Annotated in this window: 15 protein-coding genes; 5 read left to right on the top strand and 10 right to left on the bottom strand. The window is 68.7% G+C overall.

Annotated elements, in window-relative coordinates; all coding sequences use genetic code 11:
• Nucleotides 1-24 precede the first annotated feature (24 nt).
• The 3 genes from F1D05_RS23765 to F1D05_RS23755 all read left to right on the top strand — a co-directional run bounded on the left by F1D05_RS23765 (nt 25) and on the right by F1D05_RS23755 (nt 3,765).
• Nucleotides 25-1,560 carry a cation acetate symporter gene (locus tag F1D05_RS23765; protein WP_246485915.1) on the top strand — a complete coding sequence of 512 codons (1,536 nt, stop codon included), beginning with the start codon at nt 25-27 and terminating at the stop codon, nt 1,558-1,560.
• Nucleotides 1,561-1,783: 223 nt separating this feature from the next.
• The gene (locus F1D05_RS23760; RefSeq protein ID WP_185442533.1) at nt 1,784-2,125 is read left to right on the top strand and encodes a DUF485 domain-containing protein; all 342 of its coding nucleotides are present in this window, start codon (nt 1,784-1,786) and stop codon (nt 2,123-2,125) included.
• Entirely contained in the window at nt 2,122-3,765 is a 1,644-nt protein-coding gene (locus F1D05_RS23755; protein ID WP_219732961.1) for a solute symporter family protein, read from the top strand. Before F1D05_RS23760 ends, F1D05_RS23755 begins: the two co-directional genes overlap by 4 nt.
• A gap of 99 nt (nt 3,766-3,864) precedes the next feature.
• On the opposite strand, the gene F1D05_RS23750 is transcribed toward F1D05_RS23755, so the two are convergent.
• The 3 genes from F1D05_RS23750 to F1D05_RS23740 are packed head-to-tail and all read right to left on the bottom strand — an operon-like array spanning nt 3,865 to nt 6,379.
• Complete coding sequence (locus F1D05_RS23750) at nt 3,865-5,355, bottom strand: CYTH and CHAD domain-containing protein (RefSeq protein WP_185442531.1); 1,491 nt, start codon at nt 5,353-5,355, stop codon at nt 3,865-3,867.
• Nucleotides 5,356-5,402: 47 nt separating this feature from the next.
• Nucleotides 5,403-5,570, bottom strand: a complete 168-nt coding sequence (locus F1D05_RS23745) for a hypothetical protein (RefSeq protein WP_185442529.1) — start codon at nt 5,568-5,570, stop codon at nt 5,403-5,405.
• Nucleotides 5,558-6,379, bottom strand: a complete 822-nt coding sequence (locus F1D05_RS23740) for an L-histidine N(alpha)-methyltransferase (protein ID WP_185442528.1) — start codon at nt 6,377-6,379, stop codon at nt 5,558-5,560. Before F1D05_RS23740 ends, F1D05_RS23745 begins: the two co-directional genes overlap by 13 nt.
• Nucleotides 6,380-6,407: 28 nt before the next feature.
• Here F1D05_RS23740 and F1D05_RS23735 point away from each other — a divergent pair, with 28 nt between their 5' ends.
• Complete coding sequence (locus F1D05_RS23735) at nt 6,408-7,919, top strand: PLP-dependent aminotransferase family protein (RefSeq protein ID WP_246485914.1); 1,512 nt, start codon at nt 6,408-6,410, stop codon at nt 7,917-7,919.
• Between the two features lie 4 nt (nt 7,920-7,923).
• Here F1D05_RS23735 and F1D05_RS23730 read toward each other — a convergent pair whose 3' ends face one another.
• The 3 genes from F1D05_RS23730 to F1D05_RS23720 form a co-directional block, all read right to left on the bottom strand.
• A complete protein-coding gene (locus F1D05_RS23730; RefSeq protein WP_246485913.1) occupies nt 7,924-8,892 on the bottom strand; it encodes a hypothetical protein in 969 nt (322 codons plus the stop codon).
• A gap of 81 nt (nt 8,893-8,973) precedes the next feature.
• Nucleotides 8,974-9,702, bottom strand: coding sequence for an MFS transporter (locus tag F1D05_RS23725; RefSeq protein WP_246485912.1), 729 nt, complete (start codon nt 9,700-9,702; stop codon nt 8,974-8,976).
• Nucleotides 9,699-10,052, bottom strand: coding sequence for a sterol carrier family protein (locus F1D05_RS23720; protein WP_185442525.1), 354 nt, complete (start codon nt 10,050-10,052; stop codon nt 9,699-9,701). Before F1D05_RS23720 ends, F1D05_RS23725 begins: the two co-directional genes overlap by 4 nt.
• Nucleotides 10,053-10,134: 82 nt before the next feature.
• On the opposite strand from F1D05_RS23720, the gene F1D05_RS23715 reads away from it, so the two are divergent.
• Entirely contained in the window at nt 10,135-10,773 is a 639-nt protein-coding gene (locus F1D05_RS23715; protein ID WP_185442523.1) for a hypothetical protein, read from the top strand.
• A 26-nt stretch (nt 10,774-10,799) separates the two neighbouring features.
• Here the strand turns inward: F1D05_RS23715 and F1D05_RS23710 are convergent, their stop codons facing one another.
• The 4 genes from F1D05_RS23710 to F1D05_RS23695 are packed head-to-tail and all read right to left on the bottom strand — an operon-like array spanning nt 10,800 to nt 15,038.
• Nucleotides 10,800-12,338, bottom strand: coding sequence for an alpha/beta hydrolase (locus F1D05_RS23710; RefSeq protein ID WP_246485911.1), 1,539 nt, complete (start codon nt 12,336-12,338; stop codon nt 10,800-10,802).
• Nucleotides 12,338-13,345, bottom strand: a complete 1,008-nt coding sequence (locus tag F1D05_RS23705; protein WP_246486894.1) for a PSP1 domain-containing protein — start codon at nt 13,343-13,345, stop codon at nt 12,338-12,340. The genes F1D05_RS23710 and F1D05_RS23705 overlap by 1 nt, the downstream gene beginning before the upstream one ends.
• Nucleotides 13,346-13,390: 45 nt before the next feature.
• Nucleotides 13,391-14,326, bottom strand: coding sequence for a DUF4190 domain-containing protein (locus F1D05_RS23700; protein ID WP_185442520.1), 936 nt, complete (start codon nt 14,324-14,326; stop codon nt 13,391-13,393).
• A gap of 37 nt (nt 14,327-14,363) precedes the next feature.
• A complete protein-coding gene (locus F1D05_RS23695) occupies nt 14,364-15,038 on the bottom strand; it encodes a DUF4190 domain-containing protein (protein WP_185442518.1) in 675 nt (224 codons plus the stop codon).
• Nucleotides 15,039-15,136 lie beyond the last annotated feature (98 nt).

Raw genomic sequence — 15,136 nt, 5'->3', positions numbered from 1 at the left:
GGGCGAAAGTAGATGTCTTCGGCAATGAGTTTGACCGCGATCGGATTGGTGATCACGGCGACCATCGGCATCGGCCTCTTCGGGCTGCGGATCTCTCGCACCACCAGTGACTTCTACGTCGCCAGCCGGGCCGTGACACCACGCTGGAATGCCTCGGCGATCAGCGGCGAATACTTGTCGGCGGCATCTTTCCTCGGCGTCGCCGGGCTGGTGCTGGTGAACGGCGCCGACATGCTCTGGTTCTCCGTCGGCTACACAGTCGGCTACTTGATGTTGCTGGTCCTGATCGCCGCCCCGCTGCGACGCTCCGGCGCTTACACCCTGCCGGACTTCGCCGAGACCCGGTTCGAGTCCGCGGTGGTCCGGCGGATCTGCTCGTTCCTGGTGGCCGGGATCGGCACGCTCTACCTGCTGCCTCAGCTCAGCGGCGCCGGGCTGACGTTCCACGCCGTTACGGGTGCTCCGCCGGCCGTCGGAGCGGCCATCGTCGCGGTGATCGTGGTGATCAACGTCGCCGCCGGCGGAATGCGCTCGATCACCTTCGTCCAGGCGTTCCAGTACTGGCTGAAGCTGACCGCCCTGGCCGTTCCGGTCTTCGTCATCCTGATCGCCTGGCGGTCGATGGACCATCCGGTCGGGCTGCTCGATTCCCTGCACGGCGTGGGGTCCGAGTGGGCAGAACCCTTGTCCCACGCCGGCGGCCGGGACCACCCGCTCTACGCGACGTATTCGTTGCTATTGGCCCTTTGTTTCGGAACCATGGGCCTGCCGCACGTCCTGGTCCGGTTCTACACGAACCCCGACGGACGAGCCGCTCGCCGGACAACCGTCGTAGTACTGGCTCTGCTCGCTGTCTTCTACGTCTTCCCACCCCTGTACGCCGTACTCGGTCGCTCGTTCGCACCGGATCTGATCGGGACCTCGCCAGACACCGTCGTACTCGAGTTGCCCGGCCGGATTTTCGCTGGCACCACAGGAGATCTCCTCGGTGCGCTAGTCGCGGCCGGTGCGTTCGCGGCGTTCCTGTCGACCTCATCCGGCCTGACGGTCGCGATCGCGGGCGTCATCGATCAGGACCTGCTCCGGTCCCGACTGCACCGGCTGACGGGCGGGGACTACCTGGCGGTGAACAGCTTCCGGATCGCCGCCGTGCTCGCCATCGTCGTTCCGTACCTGGCCTTCACCCTGACGAAGTCGGTCAGCCTGGCCGACACTGTCGGGCTCGCCTTCGCCGTGGCCGCGTCGACCTTCTGTCCCCTGCTGGTGCTGGGGATCTGGTGGCGCAGAATGTCCGTCACCGGAGCCGCGGCCGGGCTCCTGGTCGGTGGCGTCGCGGCCATCGCCGCAGTACTGGTGAACGTGATCGGCCCGCCGGCCGGAGGCTGGCCCAAAGCGCTCTGCGCTCAGCCTGCCGCCTGGACGATGCCGCTCGCCTTCGTGACCGTGATCGTGGTGTCGAAGCTGACCCCGACCAAGGTTCCCCGCGGCACCGCCCGCAGCATGGTCCGCCTGCACACCCCCGAGGCCGTCGACGTCGACCGGGGCCTCCCACCAATCTGACCGGTCGCCAGTCCGACCGGTCGCCCGTAGTACCGGAAACTTCCGTTCGTCGCGCATTTGGTACCGCTCGTCGTGGTAAGGAGCGCCGCCGGGCGAGGAGGGACGGCCGCTGGGCGCTCGGTGCGCACGCGTGCTGTCCGGCGGGAGTGGCGTGGGCCACAGTTTGCGCAACAACCCTGCGCGCCGGTTTCTGCCCGGCCTGAGATCCGTCTGGAGGTCCGCGATGAGCGAAACCCCTCGCGCGGGCGATCCGGAAATGACGACCTACCGGGATGTCCAGCTGTCGCCGGACTTCTCCGAGCTGCGTCGCCGATTCCGGCGCTTCGTGTTCCCGATGACCGGCCTGTTCCTGGCCTGGTACTTCCTCTACGTCCTGCTCGCCGACTACGCCGGTGGCTTCATGTCGCACCGGATCGGCGGCAACATCAATGTCGCGCTGCTGTTCGGGCTCGGCCAGTTCGTCTCGACCTTCGCGATCACGATGATCTACGTGCGCTGGTCGGACAAACAACTCGACCCGGCCGCCGAGAAGATGCGGGAACTGATCGAAGGGGAAGACCAGTGAGCGCGCCCCTGCTGTTGCCGATGGCAACCGATGTCGGCAACCCGACGATCAACATCGCGATCTTCGCGCTGTTCGTGGTCGCCACCCTGGCGATCGTGATCAAGGCCTCCCGCAACAACAAGACCGCCGCCGACTTCTACGCCGGCGGCCGCTCGTTCACCGGCCCGCAGAACGGCATCGCGATCGCGGGCGACTACCTGTCCGCGGCGTCGTTCCTCGGCATCGCCGGCGCGATCGCGGTGAACGGGTACGACGGCTTCCTCTACTCGATCGGCTTCCTGGTCGCCTGGCTGGTGGCCCTGCTGCTGGTCGCGGAGCTGATCCGGAACACCGGCCGCTTCACGATGGCCGACGTCCTGTCCTTCCGCCTCAAGCAGCGCCCGGTACGGATGGCCGCCGCCATCTCGACGCTGGTGGTCAGCTTCTTCTACCTGCTGGCCCAGATGGCCGGCGCCGGTGGACTGGTCGCACTGCTGCTCGGTGTCTCGCACCGGGCCGGGCAGAACATCGTCATCGCGGTGGTCGGCCTGATCATGATCACCTACGTACTCGTCGGTGGCATGAAGGGCACCACCTGGGTGCAGATCATCAAGGCCGTCCTGCTGGTCATCGGCGCCGGCGTGATGACGCTTTGGGTGCTCGCGAAGTTCAGCTTCAACCTGTCCGGCCTTCTCGGCGGCGCGGTCGAGAAGAGCCCGGCCGGGGCGAAGTTGCTCGATCCGGGACTGCAGTACGGCCTGACTGGGGTCAGCAAACTCGACTTCATCTCGCTCGGCCTGGCACTCGTGCTGGGGACCGCGGGACTGCCGCACGTGTTGATGCGCTTCTACACCGTCCCGACCTCGAAGGAGGCCCGGCGCAGTGTCAGCTGGGCCATCTGGATCATCGGTATCTTCTACCTGTTCACGCTCGTGCTCGGGTTCGGCGCGGCCGCGCTGGTCGGCCCGGAACGGATCAAGGCAGCTCCCGGCAAGGCGAACTCGGCCGCCCCATTGCTCGCCTACGAGCTGGGCGGAGAACTCCTGCTGGGGTTGATCTCCGCGGTCGCCTTCGCCACCATCCTGGCGGTCGTGGCCGGCCTGACGATCACCGCGAGTACGTCGTTCGCGCACGACGTCTACGGCCAGGTGATCAAGAAGGGCCAGATCAGCGGCACCGGCGAGGTCCGGGTCGCCCGGATCACCGCCGTCGTGATCGGTGCGCTGGCGATCATCGGCGGCATCTTCGCGAACGGCCAGAACGTCGCCTTCCTGGTGGCGCTCGCGTTCGCGGTGGCGGCCAGTGCGAACCTGCCGACGATCCTCTACTCGCTGTTCTGGCGGCGCTTCAACACCCGCGGCGCACTCTGGAGCATCTACGGCGGCCTGGGCTCCGCGATCATCCTGATCGCGTTCTCCCCGGTCGTTTCCGGCAAGGTCGACAAGAAGACGCATGCCAGCCTGTCGATGATCACCGACACCGGGATCGACTTCCACTGGTTCCCGCTGGACAACCCCGGCATCGTCTCGATCCCGCTGGCCTTCGCCCTCGGCATCATCGGCACGCTGACCAGCAAGGAAGCGGTCAACGTCGACAAGTTCGCCGAGATGGAGGTTCGCTCCCTGACGGGTGCGGGCGCCGAGAAGGCGGTCCACCACTAGACCTGTCAGGCGGGCTCTGCGGAGTTGACGCGAGCCTGCCTGACAGCACCACTTCCGCCCATCCCTGAGAGAGCCCCCGGTATCCAGCCGGGGGCTTGCTCATGCCTGCTTGACGCTCGGCCAGAGCTCGAGGAACTCCCGGTACGACCGCTCGCCGCGATACTCCTCGGCGGCGTGCAAACGCCCATAGGTGAAGGCGTTCCCGCCGGACAGGTGAACCTCGACAGCCAGTTGGCGAAGCAGCTCACGGGCGACCACGCTGTCCTGGTGGTCGCCGAGCACTTCCTGGACCTGCTCGGCGCGGCCCGCCAGCGCGGTCGCATCCGAGCCGAGCACCGGCTCGGCCGACTCGCCGGCGTACCGGAGTCGCTTGGCTGCCTTCCGTACTTCGTGCAGTTCGTGATCGCGCTCGACCGGATCCCCGGCGGATTCAATCCGGCGGACCGCCTTCCGCATCCGCTTCCAGTCGTGCTCGAGAATCTCGGGCAGCTGCTTGGCCGCCTTCCGCTCGTCGCCGGTCAGCGGTGGGTTCGCGATCAACTCGTCGAGGGAGTCGAGCAGCCGGAAGTACCGCTCGCTCTCCAACGCGGCGAGCGCGTCGGCCCGGCCTGCCTTGTAGACGGCGCGCAGGTGATCGTCGATGCCTGCTCCGACGCGGCCCATCACCAGCTCGACGGGTTGCTCCGCGACCGTGGTGGCGAAGTGTTCTCGCAGTACTTCGGCGTCGCGCGCGCCGCCGAGCTGCCCGGCGAGCCACTTCAGCTCCGCACGGATGACATCTCCGGCCTCGCGATCCACCACCGGGCGGTAGCTGGCCAGCGCCGACCGAAGCCGCCTGGTCGCCACCCGCAGCTTGTGGATGGAGTCCGGCAGATCCCGGCGTACTTCGGGGTCGCGCAGCCGGATCGCGTCGACCTGCGCACCGGCGTACGCGCGGAAGAGATCGGCGGTGAGCGGCTTCTTCGGCAGCTCACGGTCGATCGGCTGCGGGATGCGGGAGCCGAGTGCCCGGGCGAGCTTGCTCGGGCCCGACGCCGGCGTCGCTCCGGCCAGGCGCAGTAGCGGCTCGGCGGCTTCGAGGAGCTCGGTCTCGCCGTTGACGAGCTCGACCTCCCACTCACGCCAGCGCTCCGGCTCGGAGCCTTCGATCTCGGCGGTCACCTGGTCGTCGGCCACCTCGGCGAGCACCTCGCCGTCGGCGTCCAGCAGACGGTGCACGATCCGGCGGGTCCGGAGGGCCACCACCGGCACGAGTTCGCGGTCGCGGACGTGCACCCGGACCGTCCTGATCACCTGGATCGGGACCTTCTGGACCGCGCGGCCGAGCGGGTGGTGGATCTCCAGCCGGCCGGCGCCGGATCCCGGCAACTTCACGTGCCAGCCGTCGTCCTCGCCGCCGGTGCGTCTGCGCAGCGTCACCTTGTTCACAGCCAGGTCGAGGCCGGCCGTGTCGAAGTACACGGCCTCCAGGTCGAGCTCGACCGGTTGGGCGACGCTCGTGACACCGGGCAGCTCGTGCAGAGCCGGCAGGATCGCGTGCTCGTCGACGTCGTACTTGGTCTCGATCTCCAACTGCTCAGTCGCGGGCATACCCACTGTTTACCAGCCCGGCCCAATCCGTCCCACCCTGCTGCGGGTCAAGATTCACGCTCGGCGGCCGCTCGGATTTCGGCCACCACGCGTTCCAGGTCGCGGTCCTGGATTCTGCTGCCGCCCGCTGTCCGCGGTCGCGGATACGGCTGCCGGCGGCGGTTCCGTTCGAGGCCCGCGACGACGAGCGCGGCCAGCAGGATCAGCCAGACCATCTTTGCGTCCCGACCGCTTTGAAGAACGTGTAGTGGAAGGTGCCGCCGGGTTCGGCAGCCCGTTCCAGCGCGCGGATCCCCTGCTCCCATTGGGCCGGTGTCCGAAGGCCCGCGGCAAGCGAGCGGTCGCGGACCGACTCGACCATCGCGATGAACGTCTTCCGGGTGAACCCGTCGACCAGGTGCGGCAGCGTCTCGTCGGCGTACACCGTGCACGGCCGGGCGCGGACGTCGTCGTATCCGGCGTCGGTGAGGAGCGGCTGCAGGCGGCGGCCGATCAACGAGTCGCCGCCGGCCTCGGCCTGCAGGTCGATCAGGCAGTCGATAACGGCCTGCGCCTCGGTACTGCGCGGGTGGAAGAAGGCCGACTCGTGATCGCCTTCGATCACGGTGATCGAGCCGCCCGGGCGCAGCAGGCGCTGCAGGCTGGTCAGGGCTTCTACCGGCTTCGGCAGGTGCTCCAGGACGAAGCAGAGGAAGAGGTGGTCGAACAGGCCGAGCTGGTCCGGGGTGAGCCCAAGGAGGTCGGCGTGCAGCCAGTCGACCTCGGCGCCGGGGACCTCGGCGGCGACCCGGGCCTTGGCGTGGGCGAGGGACTCCTCGGAGATGTCGACGGAGGTGAGCCGGATGCCCGGGCTTCGGGTCAGCAGCTGCACGGTCTGCGCCCCCACTCCGCAGCCGACCTCCAGCACGCGACTTCCAGCCTCGTACGGCGTATCGCCGTGCAGCAGGTCGGCGAGCGTGCCCGCCTGGTCGGTGAGCCGACGGGTCTCGGCGGTCGTGTATCCGTGGACGTAATCAGTTCCCATGACTCCACCGTGCGGCCACAATGGTCTGGTGAACAGGTCCATATCGGATGCGGCTGGCAGGTCCAAAGCCGGAGCCGACTTCCTCCAGTTGTCGCTCGGCGAGGTGCCGACGGGCGGCCTGTCGACCTGGCTGGCCGAGCAACTCCGCGCGGCCATCTCCGACGGCCGCCTCCCGATCGGCAGCCGGCTGCCGGCGACCCGGGTCCTCGCCGCCGAACTCCAGGTCTCGCGAGGCGTGGTCACCGAGGCCTACCAACGCCTCACCGAAGACGGCCACGTAGCCGGCCAAGGCCGAGCCGGCACCACCGTCGTAGCCGCCCCGACCAGCACTACGCCGATCGACCACGCGCTCCCCTCACCCGTGAGCACCGAGGCCGTGGTGGGTGAGCCGGGCCTCGATATTTTTGATGCGATGCGGGCGGCGCCGGCGCGACTGGATCTGACCCCCGGAGTACCGGATCTCGCGGCGTTTCCGCGGGCAGCGTGGCTGAAGGCCGAGCGGACCGTGCTGGCGGACCTTTCGGCGGCCGAGTTCGGTTATGGGGAACCAGCCGGTACGCCGAGGTTGCGGCAGTCCGTCGCGACCTGGCTCGCGCGCAATCGCGGGATCAAGGCGGATCCGGAGGATCTCATCATCGTCGCGGGTGTCGCCCAGGCGCTCTCGCTGCTCGCTCAGGTCCTGCGGGATCAGGGGATCAGCGCGCTGGCGGTCGAGGATCCTGGGTCGCTCGGTTCACGACAGCATCTGGAGCACCTGGGGATGCGGACCATTCCCATCCCGGTCGACTCGGAGGGCCTTCGCGTCGACCTGCTCCACGAATCGCGGGCGCGCGTAGTACTGGCTACTCCTGCGCATCAATTCCCGACCGGTGTGGTGCTTGGTGGGGAAAGGCGGCGCCAGTTGATCCAGTGGGCTGTCGATGGTGGGTTGATCATCGAGGACGATTACGACGCCGAACACCGGTACGACCGTCCACCGGTACCGGCTTTGCGCGCGATGCTGACCGACCAGGTGATCTACACGGGGAGCGTCTCGAAGCTGCTCGCGCCGTCGCTCCGGATCGGGTGGATGCTGGCGCCACCGCAGTACAGGGATGTGCTGATCCGGGCGAAACGCCTTGCAGACTTGGGCAATGCGAGTCTGCCGCAACTCGTCCTCGCCCAGCTGATGGACTCGGGCGACCTGGAACGCCAGCTTCGCTACGTCCGGCGCCGTCACCGCCAGCGCCGCGACGCCATCATCGAGGCCATCGGCACCTACTTGCCCACAGCAACAGTCCACGGCGCCGCCGCCGGCCTCCACCTCACCATCACCTTCGACAGCCCGCTTGACGACGTCGCCCTGGCCAGAGCCGCCCTCTCCCTAGGCGTCAAAACCCAACCCCTCTCCTGGCACAGCCAGACCGCTCGCACTCCTGGCCTTGTGCTCGGCTATGCCGCGCGCACTCCCACCGAGCTGACCGAAGCCATCAGTACCCTCGCCACCGCCCTCCACCAACTCCCTCGCCCGCCTCTGGCTACTCACAAGAGCGCCAGTTGAGGGGTCAGTGGGTGTAGAGGCCGGAGATGGAGAGGGCGAAAGAGACCATCGTGTCCGGATCGGGGTGGGGCACGCCGAGCGGGACGAGGTCGACGATTTTGTCGGTGCCGACGCGGATGGTGCCGCGGCCGGTGGCGGTGTCGACGTAGCCTTCGTCGCCGAGCGGGAAGGGCTGTGAGGTCGCGGCCTTGCGGATCGGGACCATCACCGCCTCGGCGTCAGGGACGCGGCGGACGGTCGTGTAGAGGACGTTCGTCGATGTGATCCAGCCGCAGACGAGATCGCCGACGGCCGTCTCGCTGTCGCGCCGGATCATCGCCGGTGCGCCCATCACCTGAGCCGCCTTGGCGGTCCCACGTTCGCACTCGTCGCGGGCGATCAACGGCGCCGGGTAAGGCAACCCCGGCGCCTGCCGGACGGCCTCCTGCCCGAGTACGACGTACTTCGCCAAGGTCGCCGGCGGACCGCTCACCTTCACGAGCCGCCCGGCGAGCAGGAACACCACGAAGCGGCTCGTCCCGAACCCGCCGTCGCCGAGCGCCACCGGCTTGGCCGGCTCCGCCTTCGTCGCGGCGTACGCCTTCTGCGCGGCCGCCAGCTCCGTCTTGGTCGCGGGCAGGACCGAGATGCCCATCCGGAGTACGGGACCGCTGGGGCTCGTGCTCAGCCCCAGCTGGCACACGTCGTACGTCGGCAGCCCGAAGTCGGCCGGAGTCTGCTTCGGCTGGATCCGCACCACCGGTACGCCGAGGGTGGTCTGCACCAGCGTCTCGTTCACCCGCGTGCAGAGCGTGTCGGCCACCTTCGACGTCGCCGGCCCGCTCGGGGTGGGTGTCGGAGTCGGCGTCGGCGTCTCCGTGGTGGGGACGGACACCAGCGGCGGCACGTTCGGCGCATCCTCGTTGCCGGGCCCGCTGCAACCAGCCAGCAAGGCGGCAACACCGACGAGGCCAACTACCGAACGCATGCGCATGATGACCCAGCCTACTCAAAGCTTTCCAGGAACTCCTTGCTCTTGGCGATCGCGAAGGCTTGCTGGACGGCGGCCTCCACCTCACCAGGCTTCTCGACCCTGATGCCGGTCAGTCCGATGGCGGAAGCCACCTGCTCCATCTCGGCTATCCGGCTGTCTCGGCCGCGGTCCGCAGGTCGCGTTCGCGGATCGCGTGCTCGTCCGTGCGAGCGTCGTACCGCCAGAACTCGCGCGGCCAGACCGTCGTACCGACCACGCCGGCGACGCAGAGGATGCCGCCGCTGACGATCGCCGTCCGCCCAGCGCGGGGCCGGCGAGCTGGCCGACCTGCATGGTGAGTGAGCTCAGCGCGACCGCCGCGGCCATCTCCTGGTGTTTGACCACTCGCGGGAGCAAAGCCTCGCGGCTCGGTCGCTGGAGCGAGGTCGCGATCGCGGTCAGGGCACCGCAGACGTAGATCACCCAGACCTGCGGATGGGCGAGCAGGCTGTTGGCGAGCACCACCGCCACGATCGCGGCCTGCGCGATCCCGGTCGCGATCAGCGTCTTGCGGCGGTCCAGGTGATCCGCGAGCGCACCGCCGTACAGGCCGAAGATCACCAGCGGCGCGATCGTGACCAGGCCCATCGCGCCGACGGCGAAGTTGGAGCCGGTCAGTTGGTAGAGCTGGTACGGCAGCGCGACGTAGCCGACCATGCCGCCGAGGAAGAACACCGTCCCCGAGATCAACAGGATCCGGAAGTCTTTCGACCCCCGCCAAGGACCCAGATCGACGCTGAGCCGGCTCAGCCGCTCTCGAAGCCCTCTCACCTTTCGGGTTTCAGGAGTGGCAGCAGGGCTGTGAGGTCCGTGCGTTCCCCGCTGGCCCGAACTTTGCCGGTGGCGCGCGCATCGGACCAAGTGATGCGACCAAGTGCGAGGGCGATCCACATCTCGGCCGGCATCTCGATCACCGCACCGGGAGTACCGCGGGTATGCCGCGGCCCCTCGATGCACTGCACCGCGCCGTACGGCGGTACGCGCACCTCGACCGCGTGCCCGGGAGCCTTCGCCACCAGAAGGTTCAGCAATTGTTTCACCAGAAGTTTGAGGTCGGCCCGCTCCGCCTCACCCGCGTCGTACCGGCTCAGTGCCTGGTCGAGGGCCTCGTCCGTCTCCACGACGGGCCAGCGTACGCCGGGTTTCTGCGAAGCCCCCTTCGTACCCGATAATCAAGGCGAGGCAACGGAAGGCGAGGTCGGGATGCTCACGCCCAGGCACCAGGCGCTGCTGGCCACTCTGGCGGGGATGACCGTCGGGATGGCCGTCTTCGGCGCGGTTCTGGCGATCCACCACAACGGCGACGACACCGCCGCACGCTCGGTGTCGACGCCCACGACGGCGCCCAGTACGCCCGGGCCGACGGATGGGTTGCAGGCCGGCTCGCTGCGGTATGTCTCGCAGACCTTCGGCACCGACAAGGCCCCGGTGACCGCCGAGGTGCCGGAAGGCTGGGCCAGCTCCCAGACCGGGGCCAGGCCGCGGTTCGCGGACCCGACCGGCGTCTGGCAGATCCGGTTCGACACCCGCGGCAGCAAGCAGACGCCGGACGCGCTGGTGACAGCCCGGGCGAACAGCATCGACGAGCAGGACCTGAACGTGATCAGCAGCACCGACGGCACCCTGATCTACACCTACGTGGACAAGGTGCGCGGCCCGCGGATGGGCCTGTCGCGCTGGCTCCCGGCCGATGGCGGCAAGCGGTCGGCGATCGAGATCACCGTCGGCGGCCGCCCGCAGGACCAGGACGCCCTCAAGGCCGTCCTGGACCACGCCACCGACACGCTGCAGCTCCCGCCCCAGGACGCCGGCGACGGCGACGGCGACGAACGCCCCAACTAGCCCTCAGCACGGCCCCAACAGGCTTTTCAGCACTCGATGTCGCCTGACGGCGGCGTGCCCTTCAGCAAATAGGTCTCGACCGCAGTGTCGACGCACTTGTTGCCCTCGTGGTAGCCGGTGTGCCCGTCGCCGTCCCTGGAGATCAGTACGCCGTTCTCCAACTGCTTGGCGAGCCCGACCGCCCACGCGTACGGCGTGGCCGGGTCGCGCGTCGTACCGACCACCACGATCGGCTTCGACCCGGCGGCCGTGATCACGTGCGGCTTGCCCGTCGGCTTCACCGGCCAGTTCGCGCAGGGCAGTGAACCCCAGAGCAGGAACGAGCCGAACCGTGGCGACGCCGCCTTGTACTTCGCTTCCTCCGCCTTGCCCTGCGCCACCGAGGTGAGGTCCGGGCGATCGAGGCAGTTGACCGCGTAGATCGCCTCGCCCGCGTTGTTGCTGTACCCGCTCGCGGTCCGGTCGGTGTAGTCGTCGGCGTTCGCGAGCAGCCGTGCGCCCTTGCCGTCCAGTCCGTCGACCACCGCGTCCTCGAGCCGGGGCCAGTACTCCTTCACGTAGAGCGGGAAGATGATCCCGAGGACGGCGATCGCCTGGGTCACCTGACGCTTGCCGTCACCGGGGAGCGGTTTGGCGTCGGTCTCGTTGATCAGCTTGTCCACGTTCGCGAGGACTTCCGCCTTCGTGCTGCCCAGCCGGCAACTCCGTTGCGCGCAGTCCGCGGCGAAGGCGTCCAGCGCGGTGTCGAAGCCCTTCGCCTGGGCGAGGTTGTTGACCTCCGAGGACAACGACGGGTCGATCGCGCCGTCGAGCACCAGCCGGCCGACGTTCTTCGGGAACAGTTCCGCGTAGGTCGCGCCGAGCAGCGTGCCGTACGAATAGCCGAGGTAGTAGAGCTCCGAGTCGCCGACGATGCCCCGCAGTACGTCGATGTCACGGGCCGCGTCCTGGGTGGAGACGTGCGGCAGCAGGTCGCCCGAGCGCTTCTCACAGCCGTCGGCGAGGATCTTCGCCTCGTTGTTGAGGTCGGTGATCTCGGCATCGTTGTCCGGACTGCCGTCGGTGGCGATGAACTTGTCCATCTGCTCGGTGTCCAGGCAGCTCACCGGCGTCGAGTCGCCGACCCCGCGCGGATCCCAGCCGATCACATCGAATTTGCGCAGCAGTGCCGGACCGAGCGCGAACCCGGCCCCCGCCGCGAACTGCTGGCCGGAGGCGCCCGGGCCACCCGGGTTGACGAAGAGTGTGCCGATCTTGCCGGTCCGGTCGCGGGCAGGCACCTTGCGGGCGCGGAGCTCGATGGTCTTGCCGGCCGGGTTCGAGTAGTCCAGCGGCACGTTGATCGTGGCGCACTGGTTCCCCGAGCCGCAGCGCTCCCACTTGGGCTGCTGGCTGTAGAACTTCTCCAGCCCGGCAGGGACCGGCCCGGTCGGCCCCTTCGGCGTACTGCCTCCGCCTGGCGACACACCACCGGCGCCATCGGAGTCCTGGGCCCTGCTGGCCACTCCACATCCGCTCACCAGTACCGCCAGGGCTGCCAGAGCTGCGATCGTCCTGCGCGTCATCACTGCGAGCTGTCTCCCGTGTCTTGTTCGTCGCCTGCCTGACTCAGCCGGCGCCGGCGCCGCGGCTTCCGTCGCGTTCCGCCACTCTCCCCTGGAGTCTGCTCGACGGCAGGCTCACCAGGCTGTTCCTGCTGCACCACTGGCGCTGTGGTGATCTCCACCGGCACTGCGTCCGGCGTGGTCGTGGGCGACGCCTCGTACTGCTGGCGTGGCGAACACACGTCCGCCCTACTGCACGCACACCGGCGCCCGGAAGCTGCCAGCCGTACTACGACGGTGTCGCTGGGGACGTTGTGCCCGACGACGACCCCGTCCCCCGCCGGTGTCTCGACCGCCGTACCGGTGGCCGGCGCCTTGGCGTTGAACTCCTGGTAGAGCGGGTGCTCGTACTTGAGGCAACACATCAAGCGGCCACACGCGCCGGAGATCTTCAGCGGGTTGAGCGGCAGGTCCTGGTCCTTGGCCATCCGGACGCTGACCGGCTCGAAGTCCTTGAGGAAGGTCGCGCAACACAGGTCGCGGCCGCACGGGCCGATGCCGCCCTGCAGCCGGGCCTCGTCGCGGGCGCCGACCTGGCGGAGCTCGATCCGGGCCCGCAGCCCACGGGCCAGATCGCGGACCAGCTCACGGAAGTCGACCCGGTGCGGGGCCGAGAAGTAGATGATGACGAGTTGGTCGACATCGGCCCGGCGGTCGACGAAGTCGATGCCGACGACCTTCATCGGCAGGCCGTGCTCGCGAATCAGCCGTTTGGCCGTCAGCCGCGCGTCGGCTCGGCGCTGCCGGTTCTGCTCGTCGCGGTCCAGGTCGGCCGCCGACGCGATGCCTTCGCACAGCGGCAGCCCGCCGATCTCCTCGGTCACGTACTGCGGGGCCCAGACGCACTCGGCCACCTCGGGCCCGTCGTCGGTCGGGACCAGCACTTTGTCCCCGACCCGCGGTCGATGCGAGCCGGGGTCGAGGTAGTACAGCCGCCCGTAGCGCTCGAACGACACCGCCATCACCATTCCCACGCGGCCACACTACGTGGGAGTCGGCAAATGAGGTGGGTCCTAGCGCCTGGTGCCTTTCACGCTGCCGCGGAGCTGGTCACCGCCGGTGGCGTAAGCGGCACAGACGACGATCCGGTCGCCGTCGTTCCAAAGCTCTTCGTCCGGCCCCCAGAAAACCGACTTGCGCTCCGACTTGTCGGGCGAGATCCCGATGTACTTGGTGAACTCCCGGCGGCAGGCGACGCGCGCGGACTCCTCAACCTTGGCGTCACCGGGATAGACACCGGACGGCAAGGTGACGTTCGAGATCAGCTCGGCGTCATGCGACTCCGGGCACGGCTGCCGAACCACCGCGCCTTCCTCGGAGCCGTCGTCGAAGCACTCGCCGACGATCAGGTCGTCGACGTAGACGTGGTCCGGCGTGGCGGAGTACGAGGCCACCGGCTCGTCGGAGCCGTAGTCCTGCTCGCTGCCGGTCCAGTCGAGCGCGAACATGAACACCAGGACCACGGCACCCACCAGGCTGACCACGCTGCCGATGGAGAGACCAACGACGGCCTGCGCGGTACCGCTCTCGTGCCGCCGCTTGATCTGCACCAGCGCTGCGATCCCGAGCCCGATCGCGACCGGCGCGATGATCCAGAAGAAGATCGAGACCAGACCGCAGACGAGAGCAGCGGTCGCGAGACCGTTCGTCTTGACCTGCTGCACGCCCGGATATCCATAGCCATACCCGTTCCCGTACTGCGGCGGGTACTGCGGCCCTGGGTACTGCGGGCCCTGCGGCGGCACCTGGTACTGCGGGTTCTGCTGCTGACCCTGGTACGGCGCCCCCTGGTACGGCGGGCCCTGGACCGGTGAACTGGGCGGCACGAAGGGGGTTGCAGGGTTCTGCTGCTGCGCAGGTTGGTCTTGCCGCCCGTACGTCGGGAAGTTCGACGGCGGCGGTGTGTCCTGCGGCCGGTTCGGGTCCGGCGGGTAAGGCGGGTAGCTCACGGTTTCTCCCCCCGAGAAGCTGGTGTCCTGCCGGGCACTAGCGCTTGGATCCGCGCATCGTACCGGTCAGCTGCTCGCCGGGCTTGCCGACCAGGCAGAGGACGTTGCCGTCAGCAACAGGACGATCCTCCAGCACCACGTAGTACATGTCCAGTTCCGACTGCACGTAAGGCTTCCCGACGAACTCCTGGAAGGCGGTCGCGCACGCCTGGGTGGCGCCGGTGCCTTTCTCCTCGGTCGACAGTCCGGTCAGCGCGGCCGTCACCTTCGCGTACCCCTCACCCGTGTGCCCGGACGCGCAGTCGGCGATCGTGACCACCTTGAGGGCGGCGTCACCGTCCAGGTCGGCGTCGAAGCACTGCCGGACATCCAGCTGGGCGATCTGGACGGACCGCCCGATGCCGGCCTTGTGTTCGCCGTACAGGCCGAGCGCGGCGGCGACGGCGATCGCGATCACCCAGCAGCCGCTGATCACCAGCGCGGCTCGAGCCAGTCCCCTGCCCCGCGAGCCCGACTTCCGGATCCGGGCCAGGCCGACGAGCGCCAGTACTGCGCCGATCGGGGCCGTCAGACCGGGAAGGCTGACCACGAAACCCGCCACGGCGTACCGGTCGAACTGCCGTTGCGCGGGCAGCGGTACGCCGGTCAGCCAGGACTCGGCCGACGGGAGTCGCGTCCGGACAGGCTGGATCGGAGTCGGTGGTTGGGTCATGCAATTCCTTCGGGGGACGCGGCCGCCGGAGGGCCAGCCACCGCTGACATCGGCGCGACCGCCTGCTTCGTTACAGCGGCGTCCGTTGGTCAGACGGG

The sequence above is a fragment of the Kribbella qitaiheensis genome (assembly GCF_014217565.1).
Taxonomy (GTDB): Bacteria; Actinomycetota; Actinomycetes; order Propionibacteriales; family Kribbellaceae; genus Kribbella; species Kribbella qitaiheensis_A.
Note: the sequence above shows the minus strand (reverse complement) of the source record. Positions and strands in the feature narration are given on the sequence as shown.